The organism is Verrucomicrobiota bacterium (genome assembly GCA_037139415.1).
Taxonomy (GTDB): domain Bacteria; phylum Verrucomicrobiota; class Verrucomicrobiia; order Limisphaerales; family Fontisphaeraceae; genus JBAXGN01.
Map to the genome: position 1 here is coordinate 1 of JBAXGN010000123.1, position 24505 is coordinate 24505.

General features: G+C 57.0%; 12 protein-coding genes and 1 pseudogene. 9 read left to right on the forward strand and 4 right to left on the reverse strand.

Annotated elements, in window-relative coordinates; translation table 11 throughout:
* The 3 genes from WCO56_19725 to WCO56_19735 form a co-directional block, all read left to right on the forward strand.
* The coding region (locus WCO56_19725; protein ID MEI7731812.1) for a hypothetical protein at positions 1–204 on the forward strand (204 nt) is incomplete at its 5' end.
* A 3-nt stretch (positions 205–207) separates the two neighbouring features.
* Positions 208–963: a response regulator transcription factor gene (locus WCO56_19730; GenBank protein ID MEI7731813.1), complete on the forward strand. Its 756-nt coding sequence runs from the start codon at positions 208–210 to the stop codon at positions 961–963.
* Between the two features lie 6 nt (positions 964–969).
* A complete protein-coding gene (locus WCO56_19735) occupies positions 970–2601 on the forward strand; it encodes an ATP-binding protein (protein ID MEI7731814.1) in 1632 nt (543 codons plus the stop codon).
* Between the two features lie 15 nt (positions 2602–2616).
* Here the strand turns inward: WCO56_19735 and WCO56_19740 are convergent, their stop codons facing one another.
* Positions 2617–4026 carry a DUF1186 domain-containing protein gene (locus WCO56_19740; protein ID MEI7731815.1) on the reverse strand — a complete coding sequence of 470 codons (1410 nt, stop codon included), beginning with the start codon at positions 4024–4026 and terminating at the stop codon, positions 2617–2619.
* Between the two features lie 219 nt (positions 4027–4245).
* Between WCO56_19740 and WCO56_19745 the strand changes: the two genes are divergently transcribed.
* Together WCO56_19745 and WCO56_19750 are read left to right on the forward strand one after the other, a co-directional pair.
* Positions 4246–5634 (forward strand): phospholipase D-like domain-containing protein, encoded by a 1389-nt coding sequence (locus tag WCO56_19745; protein MEI7731816.1) that lies wholly within the window; start codon positions 4246–4248, stop codon positions 5632–5634.
* 367 nt (positions 5635–6001) lie between these two features.
* A pseudogene (locus WCO56_19750) lies at positions 6002–6940 on the forward strand (class I SAM-dependent DNA methyltransferase).
* 46 nt (positions 6941–6986) lie between these two features.
* On the opposite strand, the gene pheT reads toward WCO56_19750, so the two are convergent.
* Positions 6987–9521: a phenylalanine--tRNA ligase subunit beta gene (gene pheT, locus WCO56_19755; GenBank protein ID MEI7731817.1), complete on the reverse strand. Its 2535-nt coding sequence runs from the start codon at positions 9519–9521 to the stop codon at positions 6987–6989.
* A 159-nt stretch (positions 9522–9680) separates the two neighbouring features.
* Between pheT and panD the strand changes: the two genes are divergently transcribed.
* Both panD and lpxD read left to right on the forward strand, forming a co-directional pair.
* Positions 9681–10043: an aspartate 1-decarboxylase gene (gene panD / locus WCO56_19760; GenBank protein MEI7731818.1), complete on the forward strand. Its 363-nt coding sequence runs from the start codon at positions 9681–9683 to the stop codon at positions 10041–10043.
* Between the two features lie 32 nt (positions 10044–10075).
* The gene (gene lpxD, locus WCO56_19765) at positions 10076–11095 is read left to right on the forward strand and encodes a UDP-3-O-(3-hydroxymyristoyl)glucosamine N-acyltransferase (protein ID MEI7731819.1); all 1020 of its coding nucleotides are present in this window, start codon (positions 10076–10078) and stop codon (positions 11093–11095) included.
* A gap of 182 nt (positions 11096–11277) precedes the next feature.
* Here the strand turns inward: lpxD and WCO56_19770 are convergent, their stop codons facing one another.
* Together WCO56_19770 and WCO56_19775 are read right to left on the reverse strand one after the other, a co-directional pair.
* Positions 11278–16155, reverse strand: a complete 4878-nt coding sequence (locus WCO56_19770) for a VWA domain-containing protein (GenBank protein ID MEI7731820.1) — start codon at positions 16153–16155, stop codon at positions 11278–11280.
* A gap of 24 nt (positions 16156–16179) precedes the next feature.
* On the reverse strand, positions 16180–16647 hold the full coding sequence (locus WCO56_19775) for a hypothetical protein (protein MEI7731821.1): 468 nt from the start codon (positions 16645–16647) through the stop codon (positions 16180–16182).
* A gap of 1909 nt (positions 16648–18556) precedes the next feature.
* Here WCO56_19775 and WCO56_19780 point away from each other — a divergent pair.
* Together WCO56_19780 and WCO56_19785 are read left to right on the forward strand one after the other, a co-directional pair.
* Positions 18557–18865, forward strand: coding sequence for a hypothetical protein (locus tag WCO56_19780; GenBank protein MEI7731822.1), 309 nt, complete (start codon positions 18557–18559; stop codon positions 18863–18865).
* Between the two features lie 72 nt (positions 18866–18937).
* Positions 18938–23833 (forward strand): LamG-like jellyroll fold domain-containing protein, encoded by a 4896-nt coding sequence (locus tag WCO56_19785; GenBank protein ID MEI7731823.1) that lies wholly within the window; start codon positions 18938–18940, stop codon positions 23831–23833.
* The last annotated feature ends 672 nt before the right edge of the window (positions 23834–24505 follow it).

Below are 24505 nucleotides of genomic sequence, written 5' to 3' on the forward strand. Positions count from 1 at the left end.
AGCCGTCCAAAAAACCTGCTGAAAAACCCCCTGCAATTCACCGGAATCAGTATTATTGACCCACGAGCCGGGCGAAAGGTTTCAGAAAACTGTGATGCACATGATAAATTTGAGGACTTTTTTCCGGAGGTATGGTATTCCCTGAAGATGCTGCGGGTGTTCCTGACAAGCGCCGGGCGCTTTTCGGTCATCTGCGACCATTAAAACATGCGCACATCCACGCCATCCACGCCACCGGCGGGCGCCCAAACCGGGCGCATGAAACTGCTTGTCATTGACGATGATCGCGAACTGTGCTGGCTGATCCGGGATTACCTGGAGCCGCTCGGGTACGCGGTGACGGCGGTGCATAACGGCCCGGAAGGATTGGAGCGCGCGCTGGGCGAGGAGTTCCAGGCGATCATTCTCGATGTCATGTTGCCCGGACTGGATGGGTTCGAAGTCCTCAAACGTATTCGCGCCAAATCCGACGTGCCCGTGCTGATGCTCACTGCGCGCGGGGAAGAAGCGGACCGCATTGTGGGGTTGGAAGTCGGCGCGGATGATTACCTGCCCAAGACCTTTTCCACCCGCGAACTGCTGGCCCGATTGCGGGCGGTGACCCGCCGGAAAACGCGCGATGCCACCAAGGAATCCGAAAAAGCTGACGCGGAAATTGTGGTCGGCCAATTACGGATCAACCCCGCCACGCGCCGCGTCGCCGTGGGCGATGAACCGGTGGAACTGACCGCACTGGAATTTGATTTGCTGGCCATCCTGGCGCGCTCGCGCGGCCGGGTGAAATCACGGGAACAACTGATCGAGGCCGTGGTTGAACGCAATTACGATGTGTTTGACCGATCCGTGGATGTGCATATCCATTCGTTGCGCAAAAAGCTGGGGGATGACCCGAAGGATCCCCGGTACATCCGCACGTTGCGCGCGGTGGGCTACATGTTGATCAACCCGGAAAATGATTGGTAACCGCCGATGAAGCGTCACTTTCCACTCTACGCCAAAATTCTGCTCTGGTTCTTTCTGAATCTGTTGTTGCTGGTGTGCGCGTTCTGGCTGTTGCTGCGCGACCAATTCCATTTGGGCAGGGAGTGGATGCTGGCCGGGGGGGCGGATACCCGGGTGGAAGCGCTGTGCGACCTTATTCTCTCGGAAATCAATGAGCGTCCGCGCGATCAATGGAACGACACCCTCCAGCGTGTGGGCAATGCCTACCACCTGAAATTGTATCTATTCCGCAATGATGGCACGCAACTGGCCGGCGATTCGGTGACGCTGCCATCTGAAACCCGGGCGCGGCTGATGGATCGCCAAGGCCTGCCGCCCCGCCGCCAAGGGGCGGAGGGGGCGGGTGGGCCGGAGGGATCGGCACAAGATGCACCTGCCAATGCACAGCGAACGGACCGCGATGGCCAGCGAATCAGACCGGCGCGGAATCCAGAGGGGCAGGGTTTCCGCCCACTCCCGGAGCGTGACCCCATGGGCTTTGGCCCGCCTCCCGGCGCGGAAGGGCAGGCGCCCGGAAGGCCGCCCGGAGCACCGGAATTGGACCCGAATGCCGCCCCCCTGGCACGTTTGAAATTCATGGTTCGGACGGATAACCCGAGCCGGTATTGGCTGTTGGTGCGCTTGGTTACCCGTGATCCTCAGCGGCTCCGACCAGCCCCGGCCACCTTGATCGGAGTCACTGATTCCATCAGTGGCGGCGGATTGTTTTTTGATGTCCGTCCCTGGGTGTATGCCATGGTCGGCGCGGTGCTGTTTTCCGCGTTGTTTTGGATCCCGCTGGTGCGCAACATCACCCAATCGGTGCGCCAGATGACCGAGGCCACCCAACAAATTGCCCAAGGACATTTCGAAGTGCGGGTGGATGAACATCGCCGGGATGAATTGGGCACGCTGGGCCAGGCCATCAACCAGATGGCGTTCAGGCTGGCGGGATTCGTCACGGGCCAGAAACGGTTCCTAGGTGATATTGCCCACGAACTGTGCTCGCCGCTCGCCCGCCTGCGCATGGCCTTGGGCATTCTGGAACAACGGGCGGATGAAAAACAACAGCCTTACATCACTTCTGCCAGCGAAAAAGCCCAACTGCTGGCCGACCTCGTGAATGAGTTGCTCTCCTTTTCCCGCGCCAGCTTGGGAACCACCGAGGTGAAGCTTCAGCCGGTGTCTGTGAACGATGCCGTGGCCAAGGCGGTGCAGCGCGAAACCACGGATGGGGCAGTGTTTGAGATCGAAGTCCCGGATGCTCTCTGCGTGATGGCGGAGCCGGAATTATTGGTGCGCGCGATTGCCAACCTGCTGCGTAACGCGGTGCGTTATGCCGGTCATGCCGGTCCGATTCGGTTGAAGGCCGGTCAGTCAGACCAGGAGGTGCTGATTACGATCAGCGATCGCGGCCCGGGCGTGCCCGAGGCAGAACTGGCCCGGATTTTCGATCCGTTTTACCGTTTGGACACGTCGCGGGACCGGGGTACGGGTGGGGTTGGCTTGGGGCTGGCCATCGTCAAGACCTGCGTGGAATGGTGCCAAGGCTCAATCACCTGCCGCAACCTGGAACCCTCTGGGCTGGAGGTAACCTTGCGGTTGCCTATCAGCAAGTAGGGGCGGCCTTGGCCGCTACTGCCCGCAACATTTCTTGAATTTTCTGCCGCTGCCGCAAGGGCAGGGATCGTTGCGCCCGACTTTTTCCGGGGCAATGTATGGTTGTGGTGGCACGTACGGTTCCGGTGCCACATAGGGTTCGGTCGGGTAATCTGGAACGAATGTTTTCGGCAACGGTTCCATATCATCCAGCCAGGGATCGGGGGCAAAATCATCCTGCTCCTCACTAAAGCAGATCCACCCGAAGCATAGGTCAATGGCGTTGAAGAGAGAATTCCGCTCCTTGAAATCGGATAGTCTTTCCTCAATATCGGATTCGAGTTTTTCCTCGAAGTATTCCAAGTTCATTTCCATTTCATCTACCAACCCTGCTGCAAAAGCCTGCCGGGCCTCTTCCACTAGTTCAACCAGATTGAAATCGCAGATCAAACCCACCAGGGAATACCAGCGATAGGAATTACCGGGCCTGGGCAGTGACTGGAATAACTGGCGCAAATCTGCCACCAAGGCGTCGCGTGAACGTTCCCCCCAGAGGTGCTGGGCCGCCAAACCTTGAAAGGCGGCGGCCTGAACAAAATCATTGACCGATTCGTCCTGAATAAGCTGAAGCAGCGAGGCGGAATTCCCGCCGCAGACGGAAGCCAGGACAGCTCCGCCTTGTTCCGTGACGATGTCGCCGGTCAAATCCAGCGCCAAGTCACCGGGCAGGCGGAAGAATTTCATGAAACAATCTAGCGCGCGGGTTTCCCGAAACTCGCCCAGCAGGCAAATGGCAAACAGGTGCAGCGTCTGATCTGCTGTTTTCATGTAAGTGTGGGGATCATTGGTCACCAGTTCAATGGCGGCGATGAGCCTGGGAACAAGCTCCTCCCGGTGTGCTCTGGCGGCCAGCAAGGCATCCCGATACGGGGCAAAAGCAGACCCCATTGGCAGAAAGCGCAACCGCGCAACGATTTCATCCGCCGTCTTGGGAACGGGAGGAGGTTCCGGGGTGGGATTGGGATGCAGTTCCAAATCCTTTTTGAACAGGACGTAGTGGTGGGCCAGCCGGGCGACATAGCCCGGATCGGTGATAAAGCTGGAACGAAATAATTTGAGGAACTCCCCGGCGTATTCGGATTGCTCGTTTAACGGGTCCAGCCAGGCCCCCTTGATGTCCCGGGCCGCTTTTTTGTCACCATGCATCCATTGGGTGTAGAACTCGGTGCTATCCCAGCCATAATTAATGGTGGCCAGCGTCTTCTCTGGCTGCTCCTGCTGGATGACGCGCAGGATCACCCGGCGGCAATCGCAATCCGGGTCCTCGCAATAACTTTCCACAAAGGCGTACTGCCCCATGGGCAATCCGGGACCAGGCGTGGTGATGTAAGCACAACGGGTCTCTTGGGCGGCCAGTTCAGGAAACCGGGTATAAAATGGTGTCATGGCAATGGTCTGTTTTCATGGTCTTCAGTGGGGGGCACGCTATCCATCCCAGGCACTACGACCTTTTTGAGTCAGGCTACGGAGTGGTCATAAAGCAGTCAAGTTTCTTGCGTCGTTTTGTGGATGAAATGTAATACGACTTTTAAGTCGGTCAATAGCTCCCCAACGCCCCAGTGCTCATGGCTGGCTAAAACTCCGCCGTTGGAACAGCGCAAATTCATGATCTGCACGAGAGACCGTAAAAATGAGGGGGGCGCCGCTTTCTGCTTTTGCCTGACCGCCCCGTCGCGCGTGCTGCGCCTGACCTTGGACCGCCTTAGCGACGACTGGCAGGCGCGCTATGGCCATCCCGTGCTGGTGGTGGAAATCATCCCAAACTCTAAACACCCCTTCATGAATACGCGCTGGAGCCGAAAATGGTGGCTCGTTCTTTGGTTGCAATCGTGGCGGCGAATTCCTTATCATAGGCCTATGCCCGCCGATTGCCAGGCTAAATATGAGTGGTTGCGCAGTGGCCGCGATGCGTTCGCGGCCATGCTCGCGGATATTGCGGCGGCGCGCGATACGGTGCTCCTGGAAACGTACATCTACGCCGATCAAGGCGTTGGGGTGCGCGTGCGGGATGCCTTGGTGGCGGCGCGGCAGCGCGGGGTGCGCGTGCGCGTGCTGGTGGATGCCTGGGGATCCTCCGAATTAAAGGACGAGTTTTGGACTCCCCTGCGAACCGCTGGGGCGGAGGTGCGGTACTTCAACCCGCTTAAGCTCGCGCGGTTGGGTTTTCGCGATCACCGCAAAGTGCTGGTGTGCGATGGCCGCGTCGGCTGCGTGGGTGGGTTCAACGTCGCGCCGGAATACGATGGGGATGGCGTGCAACAAGGCTGGTGCGATCACGGGTTGCGCCTGACCGGGCCGCTCGTCGCCGAGTTGGTGAGTGAATTTGACGCCATGTTTGCGCGGGCCGAGATGCGGCATCCCCTGTTTGCCCGGTTGCGAAAGACCGGGGTGCGCAAGCGGGTGCAATATCCGGATGGGCAACTGCTGCTGAGCGGGCCGGGGCGGGGGCGCAATCCGTTTGTGGCCGCCTTGCACGCCGATTTGCGCCAGGCGGAGGAAATTCGGATCGTTACGGCCTACTTTCTCCCCTCCTGGCGGGTCCGGCACAGCTTGACGCGCGCGGCCCACCGGGGCGCCAAAGTGCAATTACTGCTGGCGGGCATTTCGGACGTGCCGATCGTGCAATTGGCCGCCCGCAGCCTTTATCATCGCCTATTGCGGGCCGGCGTGGAGATTTACGAGTACCAGCCGCAGGTGCTGCACGCCAAGCTGCTCGTCTGCAACCAGGCGGCGTACGTGGGGTCGGCCAACCTGGACCCGCGCAGCCTGCATATCAATTACGAGTTGATGCTGCGTTTGACCGTGCCCTCCGCCATCGCGGACGCCCGGCAGATGTTCCTCGATGATTTGCAGCACGCCAAGCCGGTGATCCTCGACGAGTTCCGCCACACCCGCACGCTCTGGACCAAACTGCGCGAACGCTGGGCCTACTTCCTGGTGGCGCGCCTGGACCCATTCATCACTCGCCGTTTGCTCAGCACCTTTGGCGCTTGATGCTCCCGGTTATTGGAGGGCCAGGGCCTCGTCGGCCATGGTTTTGGCGTTCTGAACCTGGAACTGGAGTTTGCGGCTCCAGTTGACGAGGGTGTTGACCAAGCGGGTAATGGTTGATTCGGCATTCGGAGGTTGGCCTCCGGATTTGCTGTAATTTTTTACCAGCCAATCTATTTGCCAGGTTCGTTCCCATTTTTTCCTTTCCCCCCTCGGCGTTTTATCTTACCTTGCGCGCAAGTGCCTGTTGTTTTGATGGTTGCGGATGAAATCGCCTGTTCCTATCAAAGTCAGGAGTGGCTTCTGTTCCCGGAAGCTGGCGTCACCCCGTGTGTTTTCCGGCCCCGCACCCTGTCATCACCCAATTTAAATGGACCAAGCCTTCCACAATAAAATCGATTCCTTCATCTGGGGCATTGCCGACGACGTGCTTCGCGACCTGTTCAAGCGCGGCAAATATCCCGACGTCATCCTGCCCATGTTTGTCCTGCGCCGCATGGATGCCGTCCTGGAACCGACCAAGCAAGCCGTCCTGGAGACCAAGCAGATGCTGGACCATGCTGGCATCACTGAGCAACGCGCCGCCCTCGCAGCGGCCGCCGGCCAGGTATTCTACAACACCTCCAAATTTACCCTGCGCGACCTCAAATCACGGGGCAGCCAGCAGCAGCTTCTGGCCGATTTCGAAGACTACCTGAACGGCTTCTCCCAGAACGTCCAGGACATCCTGAAAAACTTTAAATTCCGCAACCAGCTTTCCACCCTGTCCAAGTCCGACTCCCTCGGTACCCTCATCGGCAAATTCCTGGATCCCGAGATCAACCTCAGCCCGGATCCCGTCCTCAACGCTGACCGCAGCGTCAAACACCCCGGCATGGATAACCATTCCATGGGTACCGTGTTCGAGGAACTCGTCCGCAAATTCAACGAGGAAAACAACGAGGAAGCCGGCGAACACTGGACCCCCCGCGACGCCGTCAAGCTGATGGCCAACTTCATCTTTCTTCCCAGTGCCAATTCCATCCGGTCCGGCTCCTACCTTTTATATGACGGCACCGCCGGTACGGGTGGCATGCTCACCGTCGCCGAGGAAACCCTCCTTAAGCTGGCCACCGATCGCGGCCAGCAAATCACCGCCCACCTGTACGGCCAGAAAAACAACCCCGAGACCTATGCTATCTGCAAGGCCGACATGCTCCTCAAAGGCGAAGGCGAAAACGCCGACCACATCGTCGGCGGCGCGGAATGGTCCACGCTCTCCCGCGATGCCTTTGTCTCCATGCAATTCGACTTCATGCTGTCGAACCCGCGCTAGCTGTTGGTTACGGGTTAGGAATCACTGTTATCAGCTTCCTTTATTCCCGCACGACTGCGCCCAGGGTTTGTTTGAGGTGCGCCACGAGTTTGTCCTGGGTGGCGTTGATCTCGTTATCGGTCAGGGTGCGTTCGTTGTGCCGGTAGGTGAAGGCGTAGGCCACGCTCTTTTGTCCCGCCGGGACGTGTTTGCCGCGGAAGACGTCGAAGAGGTCCACGCTTTCCAGGTTCTGCGGTTTGGCCTGGCGGACGGCGTTGAGGACGTCCTGATGCGCGACGGTTTCCGGCACCAGCATGGCGAGGTCGCGCCGCACGGTGGGGAAGGCCGGCAGGGGCTTGAAGGCTTTGCCCGGGTTGCGGCGCGCCAGGAGTTCGTCCAGGCGGAATTCGGCGAGCAGCACGGCGTCGCGCAGGTCGTAACGTTTGGCCAGGGCGGGCAGGAGTTGGCCCAGTTCGCCGACGGGGAGTTTGCCGCCAATCATGACTTGGGCGGATTCGAGGAACAGCCCTTGATTCAATAGTATACCTTTAGCTTTATCCCTTGTTTGGGAGGGTTCCTCAAACTGCTGGATGCTCCTGTCCGGCCGCTTGGTGTAGGTGATGGCTTTGAGGCCGAATTGTTCAAGGAATTCTTCGATCATGCCCTTGAGGTCGTAGAGGTCGGCCTTGGCGGCGCGCTCCGCGCCGCTCCAGAAGGCGGGGAGGCGCTGGCCAGTGATGGCAATGGCCACGCGGCGTTCTTCGCGGGTGGCGCCATTGGCGAGCGCGAAGACGCGGCCCACTTCAAACAGCGCCACGTCGCCGTTCTTGTGGTTGAGGTTGTGGCGTAAGGCATGGAGCAATCCCGGCAGCAGGGAGGGCCGCAGGGTGTTCATGTCGCTGCTGAGCGGGTTGGCCAGTTTCACGCATTGGGCGGGGTCCACGCCCCAGCATTCTTCGAGCGCCACCAGGGTTTGCCCCTGGGCCTCGTTCAAACCCAGGCCGGTGAGCAAGCGGCGCGCTTCCGCCAGCACGTCATGGATGGCATCATAGGGATGCGAGCCGATTGCGCCGCGCGGCGGGGTGGAGGGAATCTTGTCAATGCCATAGAGCCGCGCGACTTCTTCAATCAGATCAATCTCCTGCTTGAGGTCCACGCGGAAGGTGGGGATGCGGAAGGTCAGGGGCGGCGCCGGAACGGGCGCGGGCGCGTCGAGGGATTGCGGCACGCGTTGCGCAATCTTCAGGCCGAGGCTGCTCAGTTGGCATTCGATTTCTTCGCGGGAAACGGTGACGCCCAGCAATTGGGTGACTTTCTCGGGACGCAGGGTGATGGTGCGCGGGGTGACCGGAGCAGGGTAGGCATCCACGACGCCCTCGGCGAGGCGGCCGCCGGCGGTTTCCAGAATCAATTGCACGGCGCGCTGGCTGGCCCAATCGCAAATGGAAATGTCCGCGCCGCGCTCGTAACGGTAGGAGGCGTCGGTGCGCAGCGCGAGGATCTTGGAGGTGCGGCGGATGTTGGTGGGTTTGAAATAGGCGCTTTCGAGCAAAACATCGGCGGTCTGCTCGTTGATTTCGCTGTTCTTGCCGCCCATGACGCCCGCCAGCGCGATGCCTTTCTGCTCGTCGGCAATCAGGAGGCTGTCAGCTTGCAATTGGTGCTCCTGGCCGTCCAGCGTGATGAACTTTTCCCCGGCATTGGCGCGGCGCACGACGATGGTGGGCTTGCCGTCCGCCGCCTTGGCCACGAGGTGATAATCAAAGGCGTGCAAGGGCTGGCCGGTTTCCAACATGACGTAGTTGGTGACGTCCACGACATTGTTGATGGCGCGCAGGCCGACCTTTTCCAACGCCGCCCGCAGCCACTCCGGGCTGGGGCCGATCTTCACGCCACGAATGACGCGGGCCGTGTAGCGGGGGCACAGTTCCGCGTCTTCCAGGCGGACGGCGCAGAGGGCATCCACGCGGTTGTCCGCTTCATTGGCGGGCGCGGGCAGCTTGATTTCCGGCAGTTTCAGCGGATTGCCCGTGAGCGCGCTGATTTCCCGCGCGATGCCGATCAGGCTGTTGAGGTCCGGGCGATTCGGCGTCACTTCCAGGTCATAGACGACGTCGCCAGCAGTGCGGCCGAGATGTTCCGCGAAGGATTGGCCAACGCGGGCGTCGGGCGGCAGGATGAGCAGTCCGTCAATTTGATCCGGCAGGCCCAGTTCCTGCGGCGAACACATCATGCCGTGGGATTCGACGCCGCGAATCTTGCCGACCTTGATGGTGAAGGGCGGTTCGCCGGGTTTGGTGGGCAGCGTGGCGCCGGGCAGGACCAGGGGGACTTTGTCGCCGGCCTGGAAATTCTGCGCGCCGCAGACGATCTGGCGTTCGCCCTTGCCGTCATGGACGCGGCACAGGGAAAGCTTGTCGGCGTTGGGATGTTTGTCGCGGGTGATGACTTGCGCCACCACGACGCCTTCAAACGCGCCCGCCACTTTCTGCACGCCCTCGACTTCAATGCCCAGCATGGTCAGCCGTTCGGAGAGTTCCTCGGGCGACCAGTTAAAATCCACGTATTGCTTCAGCCAATTCAGTGTTACTTTCATAAACAAACAAAAACCGGGGGGGACTGTATCGCCCCTCGCGCCCTGTTTCAAGCTTCTCCGGGAAGAACCGCTGCTGGGATGGGCACCCAATCCAATGCTTGAATCTGAGCGGGGATGGCCTATAGTTGGGCTTGGACACCATTTGGTGTTCAGACAAGTATGCTAATACATTTGCTAAAGTCGAAGATTCATCGAGCCTATGTGACCGCCGCCAGCGTGAATTACGAGGGCAGCCTGACCATTGCCGAAGACCTGATGGAAAAGGTCGGGTTATTCCCGTATGAACGCATTTTGTGCAGTAACATCGCCAATGGGGCACGCTTTGAGACGTATGTCATCAAAGGGAAACGCGGTTCCGGCGCGATTGAGTTGAACGGCGCGGCAGCGCATCGCGGCAAGGTGGGCGACCGTATCACCATCATGAGCTTTACCGAGGTTGAAGCCAGTAAGGCTGAAACCTGGAAGCCCAGGGTCATCGTGCTGGGTGAGCAAAACAAAATCGCGACCGAACGCGGCATCTGAACGTTGCAAACATCCAAGCCAACCCTATCATCATGTCCCTGACTGTTGCCGAAATCGCCCACCACCTGGATGGAGAAGTCCAAGGGGATGCCACGCTGACCCTGACCGGTTTTGCCCCGGCCAACACCGCCAAAGCCGGCGACCTCACCTTTGCGGAAAACGCCGAATATTTTACCGCCGCGGAGCAAAGCGCTGCCGCTGCCATCCTGGTTTCCGGGGATTTCAAATCGTCCGTCAAAACGTTGATTCGGGTGAAGAATGCGCGGGTGGCCTTTGCGCGGGTGCTGCCCCTGTTTTTCCCGGAATCCCGGCCCGCGCCGGGGATTCATCCCAGCGCCGTGGTGGCACCCTCGGCGCAAGTGGATCCCACTGCCTATGTCGGCCCGCACTGTGTGGTGGGCGAACGCGTCAAGCTGGGGCCGCGGGTCATTCTCATGTCCCTGGTTTCGATTGGCGACGAAAGCGAACTGGGGGAGGATACCCGGATTTTCCCGAATGTTTCCATTTATTATCGCACGCAGATTGGCCGGCGGGTTCGTATCCATTCCGGCACGGTGGTCGGCTCGGATGGGTTCGGCTATGTCTTTGATCAGGGGCGGCATCTCAAAGTGCCGCAGATTGGGAATGTCATTCTCCACGATGACGTGGAACTGGGTGCCAACGTGACGGTGGATCGCGGCGCGCTGGGCCCCACGGTCATCGGGCAGGGGGCCAAAATAGACAATCTCGTGCAGGTGGCGCATAACGTGCAGATCGGTGATCACAGCATCATTGTCGCGCAAGTGGGCATTGCCGGCAGCACCAAGCTGGGCAAATATGTCGTGCTTGGCGGGCAGGTGGGTCTGGCCGGTCATTTGCAGATTGGCAACCAGGTCACCGTTGCCGCGCAATCCGGCGTGATGAGCAACATCCCGGACGGGGAAAAATGGCTGGGCTCTCCCGCCCAACCGGACCGGCAGACCAAGCGCCAGTTAATTGCCATCACGCAGTTGCCGGATCTCATCAAGCGCGTGCGGGAATTGGAAAAGCGGTTGGATGCGGCAAAAAGTTGATCCGCTGGCAGAAAGGTGCGGCTCGTTTCCGGCGGTGGTTTCCCGGCGTGGTGGTCACGTTCCTTGAGCGACGCCGCTTTTCGACCTTTTTCACTCCCGCCAACCAAGCAAGCCCCCGTCGGATCCGAGATCACGACGGGGGATGAATTAATTTCCTGATTGTGCGCTATCTGCTGGCAGCATCAGGGGGCCGGGACCAGCAGGATGGAGCCGCTTTGGTTGGTGCCGAGGAACCAGCCACCACCCAGGTTGCTTCCCTGCACCGCAACACCCGTCAGCTTGTTGACCTTGCGGGTCTGCGGGTCTGTAAAGGTGCCGCTGATGGCCCCATTGACCGTTGAAATAGTGAGGCTCAAATTACTAAGTACACCGCTACGTACCTTCACCATATTATTTGATATTTGGACGCCGGTTCGGATTTCATTGGTGAGATTGCCGCCGCTGACGACCAGCATGGCATTCGAGAAGTTCAATACACCAGTACCTTTGGTTGGAACCTTAAAGGCTGAACCGATGAGGTTCGTCATGAGATTAAAGCCTGCCGGATACACTTTATCGGTCACCACAGGGAGTTTCTGCCAGACCAGGTCCTGACCATGGATTTCGCGATTTGGGCCGTTCGTGACAAACTGCAGCCAGCCGAGGAGCATGCCCGAGCCCTTATAGAGCGTCGAGTAAAGCGGAAACTCACCATGCTTGGTAATCCCCCCACTCTGATTGACTGGCACGCTGTCGCTTAACGTCCCGGTCACCGACACATTGCCATTGGCCAACACCACCGCCGTCAAGGTACTGTACCCTGCCGGGCTTACAGTTGGAGTATTCAAACCGGGCAGCACCCCGGTGTAAGTGCCCGCCAAAGGAATTGCCGCAGTCACAACGCGATCCACGTCGAGTACGGCCGTCCAAGCAGGAGCCGAGATCTGGCCGCGCACGACGGGATCGGCGCCCGTCATATCAAACTGGAGGTTAATGAGCAGGGAGGAGGTTTTGTCCTGCACCACCCGGACTTGGGCAGTGCCATTGGCATAAGCCTGACCGGTGAAGGGTAACGTCTTGCCCGCCAGCAATAGGCTGCCGCTGAACGTACCAAGATCCGTCAATGTTAATTTAAAGGAACCAGAGTTGGTTGGACTAATCTGATTGGTGGGATAAAAGAGCCCACTGTAATTGGCTTTGATGGCGGGATAGAGATTGGTGCTGAAATCAGCCTCAAGATACAGATTCGTCCGCATCGTAAAGGTCAGCTTGGGATTGTTGGTAGAAATATCACCTGACCAACCGGCGAAAACGGCGCCTTTCTTGGGAGTTGCCGTCACCACATAGGTCTTACCTGGTGCCAGGATAGTACCATCGAGATTGGGTGCCACGGTGCCGTTACCCACAATGCTGATGGTAATCTTGCCTGCCGGTTGAAAGATCTGCAACTTCTGCAGGCCGGACGCCGTGGAAGCACCGGTCGTGACAAACACATCACGAAAACCAGGCTTGGCGTTCGATTGAACGGTGACTTGAGCCACAAGTTGGGTGACGTTGACGAAGGTGACTTTGTCCGCCTTGACGCCAAGCCCGGAAAAATTGACCCGGCTGGCGCTGCTGAAAGTCGTCCCCTGGCCGTATATGGTGACGTTCTGTTTGATCGCGCCTTGTTTGACACGATTCGTCTGGACACTGGTAATGGAGGCTAAATCGGCAATGGCGGCGCTGCTCACCCGGAAGGCCTGATTCTTGGTGACGCCATCCACCGTCACCGAATAGTACGACGCGGGAGCGTCGGCCGCAATAATCAGATCAGCCGTAAGCTGGTTGGAGGTGCTCGCAGTTATATTGGTCACGGCTACGGCGGTGCCGGAATAGTAGGTGGACGACACGAAACTCACCACTGAATTACTCGTGAAATGAGTGTTCATGCCGTTGATGGAGACCCGCACCGTATCTCCCCGGCTGCCGACGGCAGGATTCACGGACAAGGTGGTCGGCGAGGTGGTAGCCGCCGTAATGTCGAATATTTTCACCCCTTTGGCCTCCTCGGTACCCGTCTTCACTGTAATATCCACGCTTCCCACCGCAGCAGTGTTGGTGATGGTAATATTGACGGAGAGTTCGACCGGCGAATTGCGAGTAATGGAGTTCACACGAATGTCGCGGGAGAAAAGCACAGTGCTGGTTTCATCGAAATTGGAGTTCTGGCCTTGGATGGTCACGTCGAGCGTCGCGCCTGCGGGAGCGCTCTTGGGAGTGGCTTGAATGAGGGCTGGGAAACTGCCGCTCACGGTGAGGTTTTCCACCGCCGCGGCGATGCGCGTGGTATCGGACTTACTGAGGCCAATCAACACACCGCCGGTACCATCAGCAATGGCACCGAAAGCATCCGTACTGCCGCTGAACGGAGTATCTGGGATCATGGCCGCCAAATCAGCGCCACTGACCGGATCGCCGGCGGGCTCGGTACCTGTGCCGCCCGGTTTGGCGGCAATGTCCTGCTGTTGGCGAGCAACAGCGGCGGTGTCTTTGGTAAATCCATACTGAGTGAGAATCACATTCACCCGGATACCCGCAGCGTGCAGCACCGCAATGGTGGCCGGAATACTCAGGCCGGAGTGAGGCGGTGCATCCGTGGCGAGGAAGATCGTGCCCCCGCTGCCCTCGGATGCCAGCAACATCGCCCCCAACCAGAGCGCTTCCACGGAAGCTTCAGGTTCATCTCCGCCACCGGAGGCGTAGAGCGACCCCACCTGGTTCTTGATTTCTTCGAGACTGGTGGTGGAAGCGCGCGGCGTCACATCATCTTTGAAGGTGATGAGTTGGAAACGCGTGCTGGTGGAGTTTGTGTCGAACCGGCTCAAGTAGCTGAGCAGCCCTTGCTTTACGGCCCCAATCTCGCCGCTCATACTGCCGGTATCATCAATCACAAAGAGAATTCTGCCACTCGCGTCGAGCGGGACGGCGGGGCCGACATACGCGCCGGTGGCGGGGGCCGCGCCATCCACCCCGGCGATGGTCCAGAATAACGGTGCATTCGCGCCCGCCGCATCGCGCGCTTGCTGAATCAACGTCTTGGGAACGTCGAGTTTCTGTTCGATTGAAGCTGTGGTGCCACCCACCTCGTCGGAACGCTTCAGGACGGTGCCGGCACTGTTCATGATGAGCACGCGGAACTTGAGTCCGCCCCGGACAGTATTGATGTTCTGCTTCCATCTGAAGGTAACCTTGTCACCGGTGAAAGCGTCCAGTTCCGCCTTGCTCTTCGGGCTAATCGGATCGGGGGCGACGTTATTTTTTGCAAAAATTGGGGCATATAGATCCAAGACTGTACGACCAACACTAGCCACGTCGGTAGAACCACTTGGAAGCGCGCTGGAATAGAGGTAGCCGGAACTTAGTGAGGAGATATAGAGCCAAAACGCGCTGAGGTTTTTGGCGTTTGAATTCTTGAGATTTGACACCAGCGTATCGAACCCCCAGGAAACCTTGTCGAAATCCTCCCCACTGCCGCTGCCGTCGAAGAGATCGTAAAGAATCCGCATCACAGTGGCTTCGTTGCCCTCCGAAATATTCGGACGGCTGCCTTCGGTCTCGGCCGGATAGGAGATATTCGAGTCTTCCGAATCGTCGTAGGTCTGGTTGCCGAAACGCGGGGCCAAGGTTAGTCCATAGTTACCCTCAGTCTCCATCGCCATCCCCAACGCGGTGGCCATCCCCTCGCTCCAAGCCATGTTGATACCCTTGTTCTTGTCATAGGTCACGATCAAATCATTTACGGAAGAATGACTGGAGCCAGCAGGGTTCGCTGGCACACTTGTCAGGCTGAAACGGTCTTGGATGGCATGGCCGTATTCATGGAAAATCACGTCGAAGTCGGCGTAATCGGCTGAGAGGATATAGATGGTGGCTGTGCCAGAGCTGTAGTAAGAGGCGGAGCCACCGACGGGAAACTCACAGGGTAAGTTGGGCGGATACCGCAGTTGGCTGCTGGAGTCCGCGAATTCCTTGATCAAGAACAGCGCTGAATACACCGCCCATACGCGATTCTGGGCCGACACGTCAGCCGCGACACCGCTGATCTTGTCGAAAGTAACATTAAAGGCAGCGGCGTTGGCGGTGATCGTTGCCTGATTCAAGACATTGGAGACAGTTTTTTCGTAGGCATAAAGCGTCGTGGTGCCCGGACTGTAAATCTGGAATCCGGTGGATTGTGAAACCGCCCGCACCAGCAAGTTGAAGGCGTTGCTGGAAGTGTTGACCGCGTCGCGCGCAATGCGGAGCGTGTAGCGGCCCGCGCGATCGGTTTGAGCGGAGGCCAATACTGTATTGGTGTTGGCCTTGTCATACGCCTGAAGGTGCATGCCGATGACTGGGAAAAGTTTACCTGTGCCGTTCACGCTTGAATGATCCTTCCATTGCACTTGGCCGCTAATTACCAAGGCTTCCGTCGGGCTCTTGGCGATCGCCGGACTCCTGGCCGGGGCCGGCTCGGAACCCACCACCTGAAGTTCGGTGGACTCCCGCAGGGTCGTAACCTCTGCTCTTCGCGCCGAGGCTTCTCCGCCACTGATGGAACCGCTGGCTTCAAGCGCGGCAATATGCTGCAACTGAAGTTCCACGCCATTTTCCCAACCATAATACAGTTGGCCGTCGGCCAGGTAGCCACTTATATCCAGGGTACGGGTAAAAATCTGGCGACTGCCACTGGGATGAACCTCCAACTGCAGCCGTAGGCGACCGAAGCCAGACGCGCCAGTCAGGGTCAGTGGAACTGAAAGCTTGCGCACTCCGGCTCTGGCCTGAGCAGGCCAGTCCTGGGAAATCGAAATCCCGCCGAATATTCCTTCCCCTTGCCCCCGCACGGAGAGACTGGAGAGATCCTGAAGGGCGATGAAGTTCAATAATAACGGCTGCAACTCACTGAGGGGAGTAGGTGAGTGTACCCCTTCCAACTGTACCTCCACACCACTATACTTGGTGGCGCATACGGTGTCTTTGGTGGCCGTCCGTGGCGCCGCAAATGCTGTCACGGCGCCCAGGAGGGTGATCAGGATTATTTTGATTCTATTTTTCATATTATGTCTGGTGTTTAACGGACGTTATGGCTGGCGGAATGTGGTCAAAGCTTCCCGGCATCGGCGCGCTTCGTCGGCGGAAATGACGCCGCGCCTTTCCCGGTCCGAAATCGCGTTATTGCGGAGCGACATGAGGCTGTCGGTGCCGTAGAAAACCATGCCCTCCGTGAAGAATCCGTTGATCGCCAGTTCCATGGCATTCAAGGTAAGTCCGGCGGCGTCGAGAGCCCGAACCTTGACGAGGATTTCGCCGGTCTCCAACGGACGGACGACCAAGGGCCTCAGTTCCAGCCGGTTTTTGCTCACGTACGCAGTGACGTTGGTCACCGTGATGGTTAACAAATTGGTGGTGCCCTCGGCTTCGGTCCGGAGCCCAAACGCACCCGTGGCTTCGATCTGGATGGTGAGGACGGCAGCATGCCTGAGCGCCCGAAAATTTAGGACAAGCGAAGGGATATTCGTGGACAGAGCCGGACTTTGAACACCGGTCATCGCGATTTCCACCGGATGATCCGTTTCTTTGCCTGCAAAAACTGCTGGAACCTGAAGCAGCATGAACAAAACTAAAAATAAAATACCAGCACTGACCGCCACTCGCCCGGTTGGCACGCTCCTGTTTACAGCAGTCGGCTTGCTAATAGTCTTCATTAATTACTGCATTCAACATATGGCATACTGGGGCTCGAAAGCAAGATTTATTTTTATTTTTATTTTTTCGTGGCCCGGTTCCGACCTCAGTTGCAGTGTTTTTTGAAACTCTTTTTTGCGGGCATTTTCGTGCCGGAGCCGCCATAGCATGCCCGCTGATGACAGCAAATCCTGAGCAAAAGCGTCTGCGGTTACGGGAAGAGGATGGGGCAGTAACCAGTGACCAGGTCGTTGCACTTTTTGCACGGCTTTGGGTGCACGCTGGCTCATCGCTGATGGTTGGAAGTTGAGGGTTAATCGTTGAGAGATCAGGTCCCAACTAAAATTTCGCGCATTGAACCCTGGAGCGAATTTGTATATGCGCCGCCGGCGGCTACGAGGTTCATGGAGATTTACCCTCATTGGAGCGGGAATGTTGTACCCAAAGTGAACGAAATCGGTACGGTGTTCATTTTTGACCGATGGGGTTTGAAAGCGGGATTGAATGACTTTGATGGAATATGTTCTGTCTCGATTACAACCATTTGCAGGAAAGAAACTTAGGCATGTACGGGTTGTCGATTTCGATGAATGATTGAGACTGTGAGGTGGTGGAAACTGAGCATAAAACCGGTCTAAAACCAGTACGAAACTGAACAAAATCGGTACGTTTCTGACCGTTTCTGACCGATTTCTGACCGCATGAAACCACCGGAAACCACCAGAAAGCACCGGAGAGCACCCAAAATGAAATTTTGCTGAAAAATTGGGGAAGGAACATGGCAAATGAGGAACCACAGCTTCAGGAGACCACGGGGTGGAGTTAGCAGTTACCAGTTACCAGTCATCAGTCATCGGTGACCTGATTTTTGCACTTATTTGCACCTTATTACACCTTTCTGCACTTTTCTGCACCACTTTTGGGTACGCCCAATGCAATAGTTGAGGGTTTAAAGTTGAGGTGAAACTTTACCAAAGGTTTACCATTTCTTTACCAGATTCGGGATTTTGGCAGTAGCCGGGGGCATTTGCCCGCGAAACATGCTCATCAACGCGAATCGGGACGCCAGCCCGACTCACATCGGTCACCATCTCAGTGCCTGATCTTTTCATCATCGCCTTTCTTTCAGGAGGGGTTTCATGGTTCCCTCCAGGTTGTCCCTGGCACACAAGGCCAAGGGACCGGTTATCAGTTGTTAGTTCTTGGTTATTCGTTGAGTTTTAATAGATCCCTTCCTCACCGAGAAAGGCCCGGGCAACCGGGGACTACTGGCCCGCCACCGGAGGGTTTTCGCCGGTCAAGCAACGCGACACGGCCGCGTCGATTGACGGTATAACATATACGCTATTCCGGGATGGAAGGCAATGGAGAAAATTAAAAAAAGAGGAAATTTTTGCAGAAAAATGAGAGGCCGGACATGGCAGAAAGATTCGCTGGCATAAAAATTGGAACCCAATTCTTTTGCAGAAAAATATGTCGGCAAAGATGGGAGGCTGGACATGGCTATTAAAGTAAGATTATTTGCTTGAAAAGTCTACAGTCATCCCTTATCTACATTGCGTCACTGTAGTTTAAACCAGTGTTATGAACAAGTCGTTTGCGAGAGTTTTGGTGGTGATCTTGCTGATTTCGGCAGGGATTTTTGCGTATTTCACCTGAAAAAAAGGTGAACCAAAACGTCAAAGCCTGGTCGCGCTGATGGAACTTCAGTCGTCTTTAACTGCGCAGGATCCTTCGAAAATTCTTTCCCTGATCCAGCTTCCCAATGCGGTTGTGAATCGCACGCCATCGGAACAATCTGAATTTCTGCGCAAGGCATTGGCGGATGAAGTGACTCCTGAAGGCATTGAGAAATTGAAAAGTCAGGGGCAATTTGGTGCGTTAACGAATTTATTTCCCAAAGAGGCATCAGGGTGGGCCAAGCAGGCCGGCGTGCGCCCGGAAGAGTGCCTGGCATGGCGGCGGGATGATCCAACGGGATTCCGGGCTGAGGTGGTGGTGTGCACCAATGCGATGTTCAGCCCCCGGCCGGGCATGAATATCAACTCTTACCGGATCGTGAGGTGTAACAATGTGCGGTGATATTCATATCCTTTGGGCCGGGACAATATCAGGGTCACGACGGAGCGTGACCCTCCAGGAATTGAATTTTTTATGAAACAAATTTTTTTATCGTTTCTGAACGGTTTACCGATCTACCTGCTGCTCTTGTTGCCCTTGGCGTCGGCGTCTGCCGCCACGTTCAATGGGGCGGCCTCCATCAAGGTAGACGACCCGAACAATGCGCTCACTTCCACCAGCGGCGTGTTCACCGTCTCCTGCTGGGTGCGAATCGCCATCCCGTCGTCGGTCAACCTTACCGAAAACATGGTGATCCTTATGGACCGCACGGATGGCAATGAATCCGCCAATTACTCGTATCAGATTCGGTTCAATTACCAGAATGGCCGGCTGGAATTTCTTTCGAAAGGTGCTACGAGTTCCACGACCAATACCTTGATTGCCAATCCCTATCTCGAACGCTGGTATCATCTGGCGGTGGTGCGCAACGGCACGTCTCTGACCACTTATGTTGATGGTCGGCAGATTTCCAACATTACCGGACTCAATCTGGGTAGCACCACCGGATCAGGGCTTTCCATCGGCGGCATCAACGGCAACGCGCGGTTATTTTATGGCGACATTAATGAAGTGGCGATTTACCGAAAGGAACTGCTGCTAACCTACATCCAAGCCAACATGTTCAAGGATCAAACTTCTGCTGATTACATCGTCGGGTATTACAAACTGGGGTATTCAACCAATTCTGCCGATAATTACCGTAACTTTGTCCCCGTGCCGTCTCCCAGCACCAGTCCCGCCGCCAAATTGGGCACTGGGACCATTGATTTTGAGGAAACCGACCAAGCGGGCGAGCAATCCGCTTTCGATTCCCGGAAGAACAAGGGCGCGGATGCCATCGCTCCAATGTCCGGATCGTTCTCATGGAACCAGACGGCCATGGCGCGTGGGACACCTGGGATCGCCTTTGAATTTGCTTATGGATACAGCAGCGCCACGCCCACTCAGCCGCCGGCTGATGGCAGCACTGATCCCTATGACCCTCGTACTTTGAGCCGCTCTTGGCGACATACGTTTGAAACCCGTATCATGCCCGATTCCTCCTCCAGCACTCGCCGCTTAGTCACTTGGGATGGAGGTATTGAAACCTGGGTGAAGTCTAATAATGTATGGCAAACCCAGCATCGGGAGTATCGCGGAGAACTTGTCATTTTGGCGGACAGCAGTGATTATGAATGGACCACTCCCAATCGTTTGGTCTATCACTTCCGTGATCCAACTTTGGACTCAGCCGACCCCGATTTCATGATTTCCGGACGCTTAACCCAAATCCGTGATTTTAACTCTAACAGCGTGCAGATCGTTTGGAACAAGAGCCAGGGATACGTGGATCAGGTCATTGATACGGCAGGCGTCGCTTGCCAATTCCGCTACGATGCGTTGCGCAACCTCCTCACCAACCTATCCTATTTGGGATGGCAGGTGAATTTCACCTACGACGCCACCAACCGTCTCGTCGCCAAATCCCTCACCAACACCTCCGGCCTGTACACGCCCGTCAACACCACCTGGCAATTCAGCTACAACAGCGGCAACGGCTTGCTGGAGCGGATCACCGATCCGCGCAGCAACAGCGTGCTCTATGTGCAATACGACAAGTATGGCCGCAAGACCAACGAGGTGGATGCTATCAGCCGCCGCGTCATGACCGAGTACGGCGTCCCGGCCAAGCGCCAGATTCGCATCACCGACTCCGAGAATTACCAGTGGCTCACCACCCTGGATCGCAAGGGCCGCCAGGTGGCCGGCGCCGATCCGTTAGGCAACACTACCCGTGCCACTTTTGACGATGCAGGCAACCAGGTCAGCACCACCGACGCGCTGGGCAACACCACCCTCATGACCTACGACTCCCGCGCTAACGTGGTTGCCAGGACCAACGCCCTCGGGGAAGTTACCCGCTGGGTTTACCATTCCTTCTTCAACAAGGCCACCCAGACCATCACCCCGCAGCCGCTCAATGTGACCGGCAGCCCGACGTGGACGAACTCGTATGTCCTGGACGATGCCACCGGCAATTTGCTGCGACATTACGATAGCCTTGGCACCCTGGTCACCTATGCGTACACCACCAACGGCCTGGTCAGCACTTCCACCGACGCCAATGGCAATGTCTCCCGGATGTTCTACGATACCAACGGGTTTCTCGCCCGGAGCGTGGACCCCGCCGGTTACACCTCCGGCATTGCCAACAACGAACTCGGCTGGGACCTGGCGGTCACCAACGCCCTGTGGCAGGTGGTCACCTCCAGCTATGATCTCAATGGCAACGTGGTGCGCGCCGTGGACCCGTTGAACCGGGTGGTGCAAAAGACGATTGACGCCGCCGGCAACGTCACCGCCCAGTCCGACGCCAAGGGGCAATGGACCTATTTCAGCTACGATGCCGCCAATCAAAAGACCCAGATGGTGGACCGCGCAGGGTTCAAGTGGAACTTCACCTATACTCCGCGTGGCAAACCATATACCGTGACCGACCCGCTCACCAATTCGGTCACCAGCTATTACGATGCCGCCCTGCGCCTGACCAACGTCGCGGATGCCTTCGCCAACGCTGCCAAAACCGAATATGACGCCAATGGCAACGTGACCGCCGTGATTGACAAGGTCGGCCAGCGCTGGACCAAGACCTATGACCGTTTGAACCGGGTGGTCACCGAGTCCGATCCCCTGGGGAACACCAAGACCACCACGTATGACGTGGCCGGACGTGTGACCCAGGTCACCACGCCCAACGGCAATCCCACGCTGAATTATTACGATGGCCGGGGACGCCTGCGCAAATGGGTGGATGCGGAGAACAACCCGTGGCAATACGTCTATGACGGCAACGCCAACATCACGGACATCATCGACGTCTTGGGCGGCCACTACCTCATGAGCTACAGCAACCGCAACGAGCGGGTGACGGAGCGGAACCAGGACAATTTCTTGTGGCGCTACCAATACGACGAACTGCTCCGCCTCAAGCGACAGACTGATCCGAACGGCACCACCCGGACGCTCGATTACGACGCCGGGGGGCGCATTCTTTCTGTCGCCTTCAACACCGGGCGGATCAACTCCTTCGCCTACGACGACAACAACAATCCCCAGGTCCTCTCCCGATCCGGTTCCGGCCCGGCCACGATCAGCCAGCTCGATTTTGACCTGCTGGACCGAGTGCGGGAATACCGCGATACCTTTGGGAAGCGCATCCAGTACCAGTTCGATCCGCGCGGTCTCATCGCCTCCCTGACCTATCCCGACGGCAAAATCCTCACCAACCGTTTCGACGCCATCGGTCGCCTGACCAACCAGGTGTTCAACGGCCTGTTTACCAACACCTACGCCTTCGATAAAGCCGACCGCCTGATTCAGCGCAGCTACCCCAATGGCGTCGCCCAAACCAACACCTTCGACGAAGCCGGCCGCATCACTGGTCTTAATTACGCAGCGGTCAGCGGTCAGACGTCAGCGGTCAGTATTGCTCTGAGCTACGCGTATGATCGAAACGGGAACAAGACCGCCTCCACCGAAAAGGGCACCCTGCGTTGGTCCATGCCCACCCTCACGGATGAAACCGCCCGCTACACGGCATCAGGACGGCTGATTGACCGACAAATCAACAATACGTCAGTGACCAGTAATCAGTTAGCAGTGATCGGTTATCAGTATGATGCGAGCGGCAACATGACGAATGCAAGCGGCAATGGCCAAAGCTGGACGCTTACTTACGACGAGGACAATCGCACCACCTCCGTCCTCTGGGACAGCGGTATCGTCACCAAGGCGATCACCAACCGTTATGATTCCCTGGGCCGGCGCGTGGCCAAGACCGTGGACGGACAGGAGCAACGGTACGTCCTGGATCTGGCTGGTAAAATGGAGCGCATCCTGTGCGACGTGACCGCCAGCGGCGTCATCACCGCCTGGTACGTCCACGGCCCCGACCTCTGCTTCCGCATTGACGCCACCACCAACCTCCTCTGCTACCACGCCGACGCCCAGGCCAACATCATCGCCCTTACCGGGGCTAACGGAACCAACACCGCACTGTACGCCTACACCCCCTACGGCCGCAGCCTCGTCTCAACCAATTTCGTACCATCAACCATCAACTCTCAACCATACACCTTCGTTGGCAGCCAAGGCGTCATGGAAGAAGTCCCGGGCCTGTTCTTCATGCGGGCACGGTATTATTCAGCGGATGCGGGGGTGTTTTTGAGCACGGATCCGGTGAAGAATATTGGGCCGGGGTGGCAGTCGACAATCATGTCCTACGCTAAGAATAATCCAACACTATATATTGACCCAACTGGTAACAGATCAGTTTGGAACTGGGCGGGAGACATGGTTGGTATAGCTGTTGGTGGTTTAATTATTTTAGGTGGAATTTCTGTTTGCGGTACAGGAGCCGGAGCTTTAGTCGGAGTTCCGGTGATAGCCTTTGGGCTTGGGATGACAGGCGCATCGATGGCAGATATAATTCATCCGATTAACGATGGAATAAGCGATGCACACACTGTGAAAAATGAGGCCCTTAGCGATATGCAAAAGGCCGATCAAGATGCGAAAAATATGGCTCCAAATGGATATGTAACGGCTGTCACTGCATTTAATCAACAAACGCCAAAAACTACGGTAATCCAACAACAAACCTCCACCGAATACATCGCGCAAAAAGCCGAAGAAAAGCGCCAGCAGGAAGAAGTTGCAAGAAAACAGTTAGAGCAACAAACACAAAAAGCAAAGCCCACGAAGAAAAAATCATATAAAAATGCTGCTGATTATGCGGCCAGCTTGAACATGAACACATCCAAGATGACGGCGACGCAATTGCAAACCAACCAACGCGCATACGACTTGCGAAGCACAATTGAAACCGGAGATACCAGTCGAAAAATTACCCAAGCCGACGTTGATAAATTCAATTCTGTTTTTAAATAAAGTTACAATGATTGACTCGTAATCTTAAATGAATACGGATTCCTTAAATATCCATCAGCCTCAATTTGCACGTAATGTCTCACGTTCATGGATGTCATGGCCGTGCCTTGGCGCTTCTTGGCGGCGGAAATTTGTGGGCGCTTGGTTCGATGGTTTTCCCTTGGTTCATAACCTGGTTGTACGGAAAATGTCCGGCTTTTTCCCTGGAGGGCAAGGCTCTGTCATTGCCCTAATATCTTTGGGCGGATGCGCATCCGGTGTGGAATGGGAGAAGACGATGTCAGGGTTGCGACGGAGCGCAACCCTCCAGGGTTTAACCTTTGGAGGGCGAAGCTCTGTCATCGCCCTGAAATCTTTGGGCGGATGGGTATCCGTTGTGGGAGGGGAGAAGACGATGTTAGGGTTGCGACGGAGCGCAACCGTCCAGGGTTTAACCTTTGGAGGGCGAGGCTCTGTCATCGCCCTGAAATCTTTGGGCGGACGGGTATCCGTTGTGGGAGGGGACAAGACGATGTCAGGGTTGCGACAGAGCGCAACCCTCCGGGGTTTAACCTTTGGAGGGCGAGGCTCTGTCATCGCCCTGAATTCTTTGGGTGGACGGGCATCCGTTGTGGGAGGGGAGAAGACGATGTCAGGGTTGCGACGGAGCGCAACCCTCCAGGGTTTAACCTT

Bases quoted from the DNA above. Each gene is read 5' to 3' on its own strand.
- WCO56_19745 (MEI7731816.1), top strand. From the start codon at position 4,246: ATGATCTGCACGAGAGACCGTAAAAATGAGGGGGGCGCCGCTTTCTGC.
- WCO56_19785 (MEI7731823.1), top strand. From the start codon at position 18,938: ATGAAACAAATTTTTTTATCGTTTCTGAACGGTTTACCGATCTACCTG.
- WCO56_19730 (MEI7731813.1), top strand. From the start codon at position 208: ATGCGCACATCCACGCCATCCACGCCACCGGCGGGCGCCCAAACCGGG.
- panD (MEI7731818.1), top strand. From the start codon at position 9,681: ATGCTAATACATTTGCTAAAGTCGAAGATTCATCGAGCCTATGTGACC.
- WCO56_19775 (MEI7731821.1), bottom strand. From the start codon at position 16,647: ATGACCGGTGTTCAAAGTCCGGCTCTGTCCACGAATATCCCTTCGCTT.
- pheT (MEI7731817.1), bottom strand. From the start codon at position 9,521: ATGAAAGTAACACTGAATTGGCTGAAGCAATACGTGGATTTTAACTGG.
- WCO56_19735 (MEI7731814.1), top strand. From the start codon at position 970: ATGAAGCGTCACTTTCCACTCTACGCCAAAATTCTGCTCTGGTTCTTT.
- lpxD (MEI7731819.1), top strand. From the start codon at position 10,076: ATGTCCCTGACTGTTGCCGAAATCGCCCACCACCTGGATGGAGAAGTC.
- WCO56_19770 (MEI7731820.1), bottom strand. From the start codon at position 16,155: ATGAAAAATAGAATCAAAATAATCCTGATCACCCTCCTGGGCGCCGTG.
- WCO56_19740 (MEI7731815.1), bottom strand. From the start codon at position 4,026: ATGACACCATTTTATACCCGGTTTCCTGAACTGGCCGCCCAAGAGACC.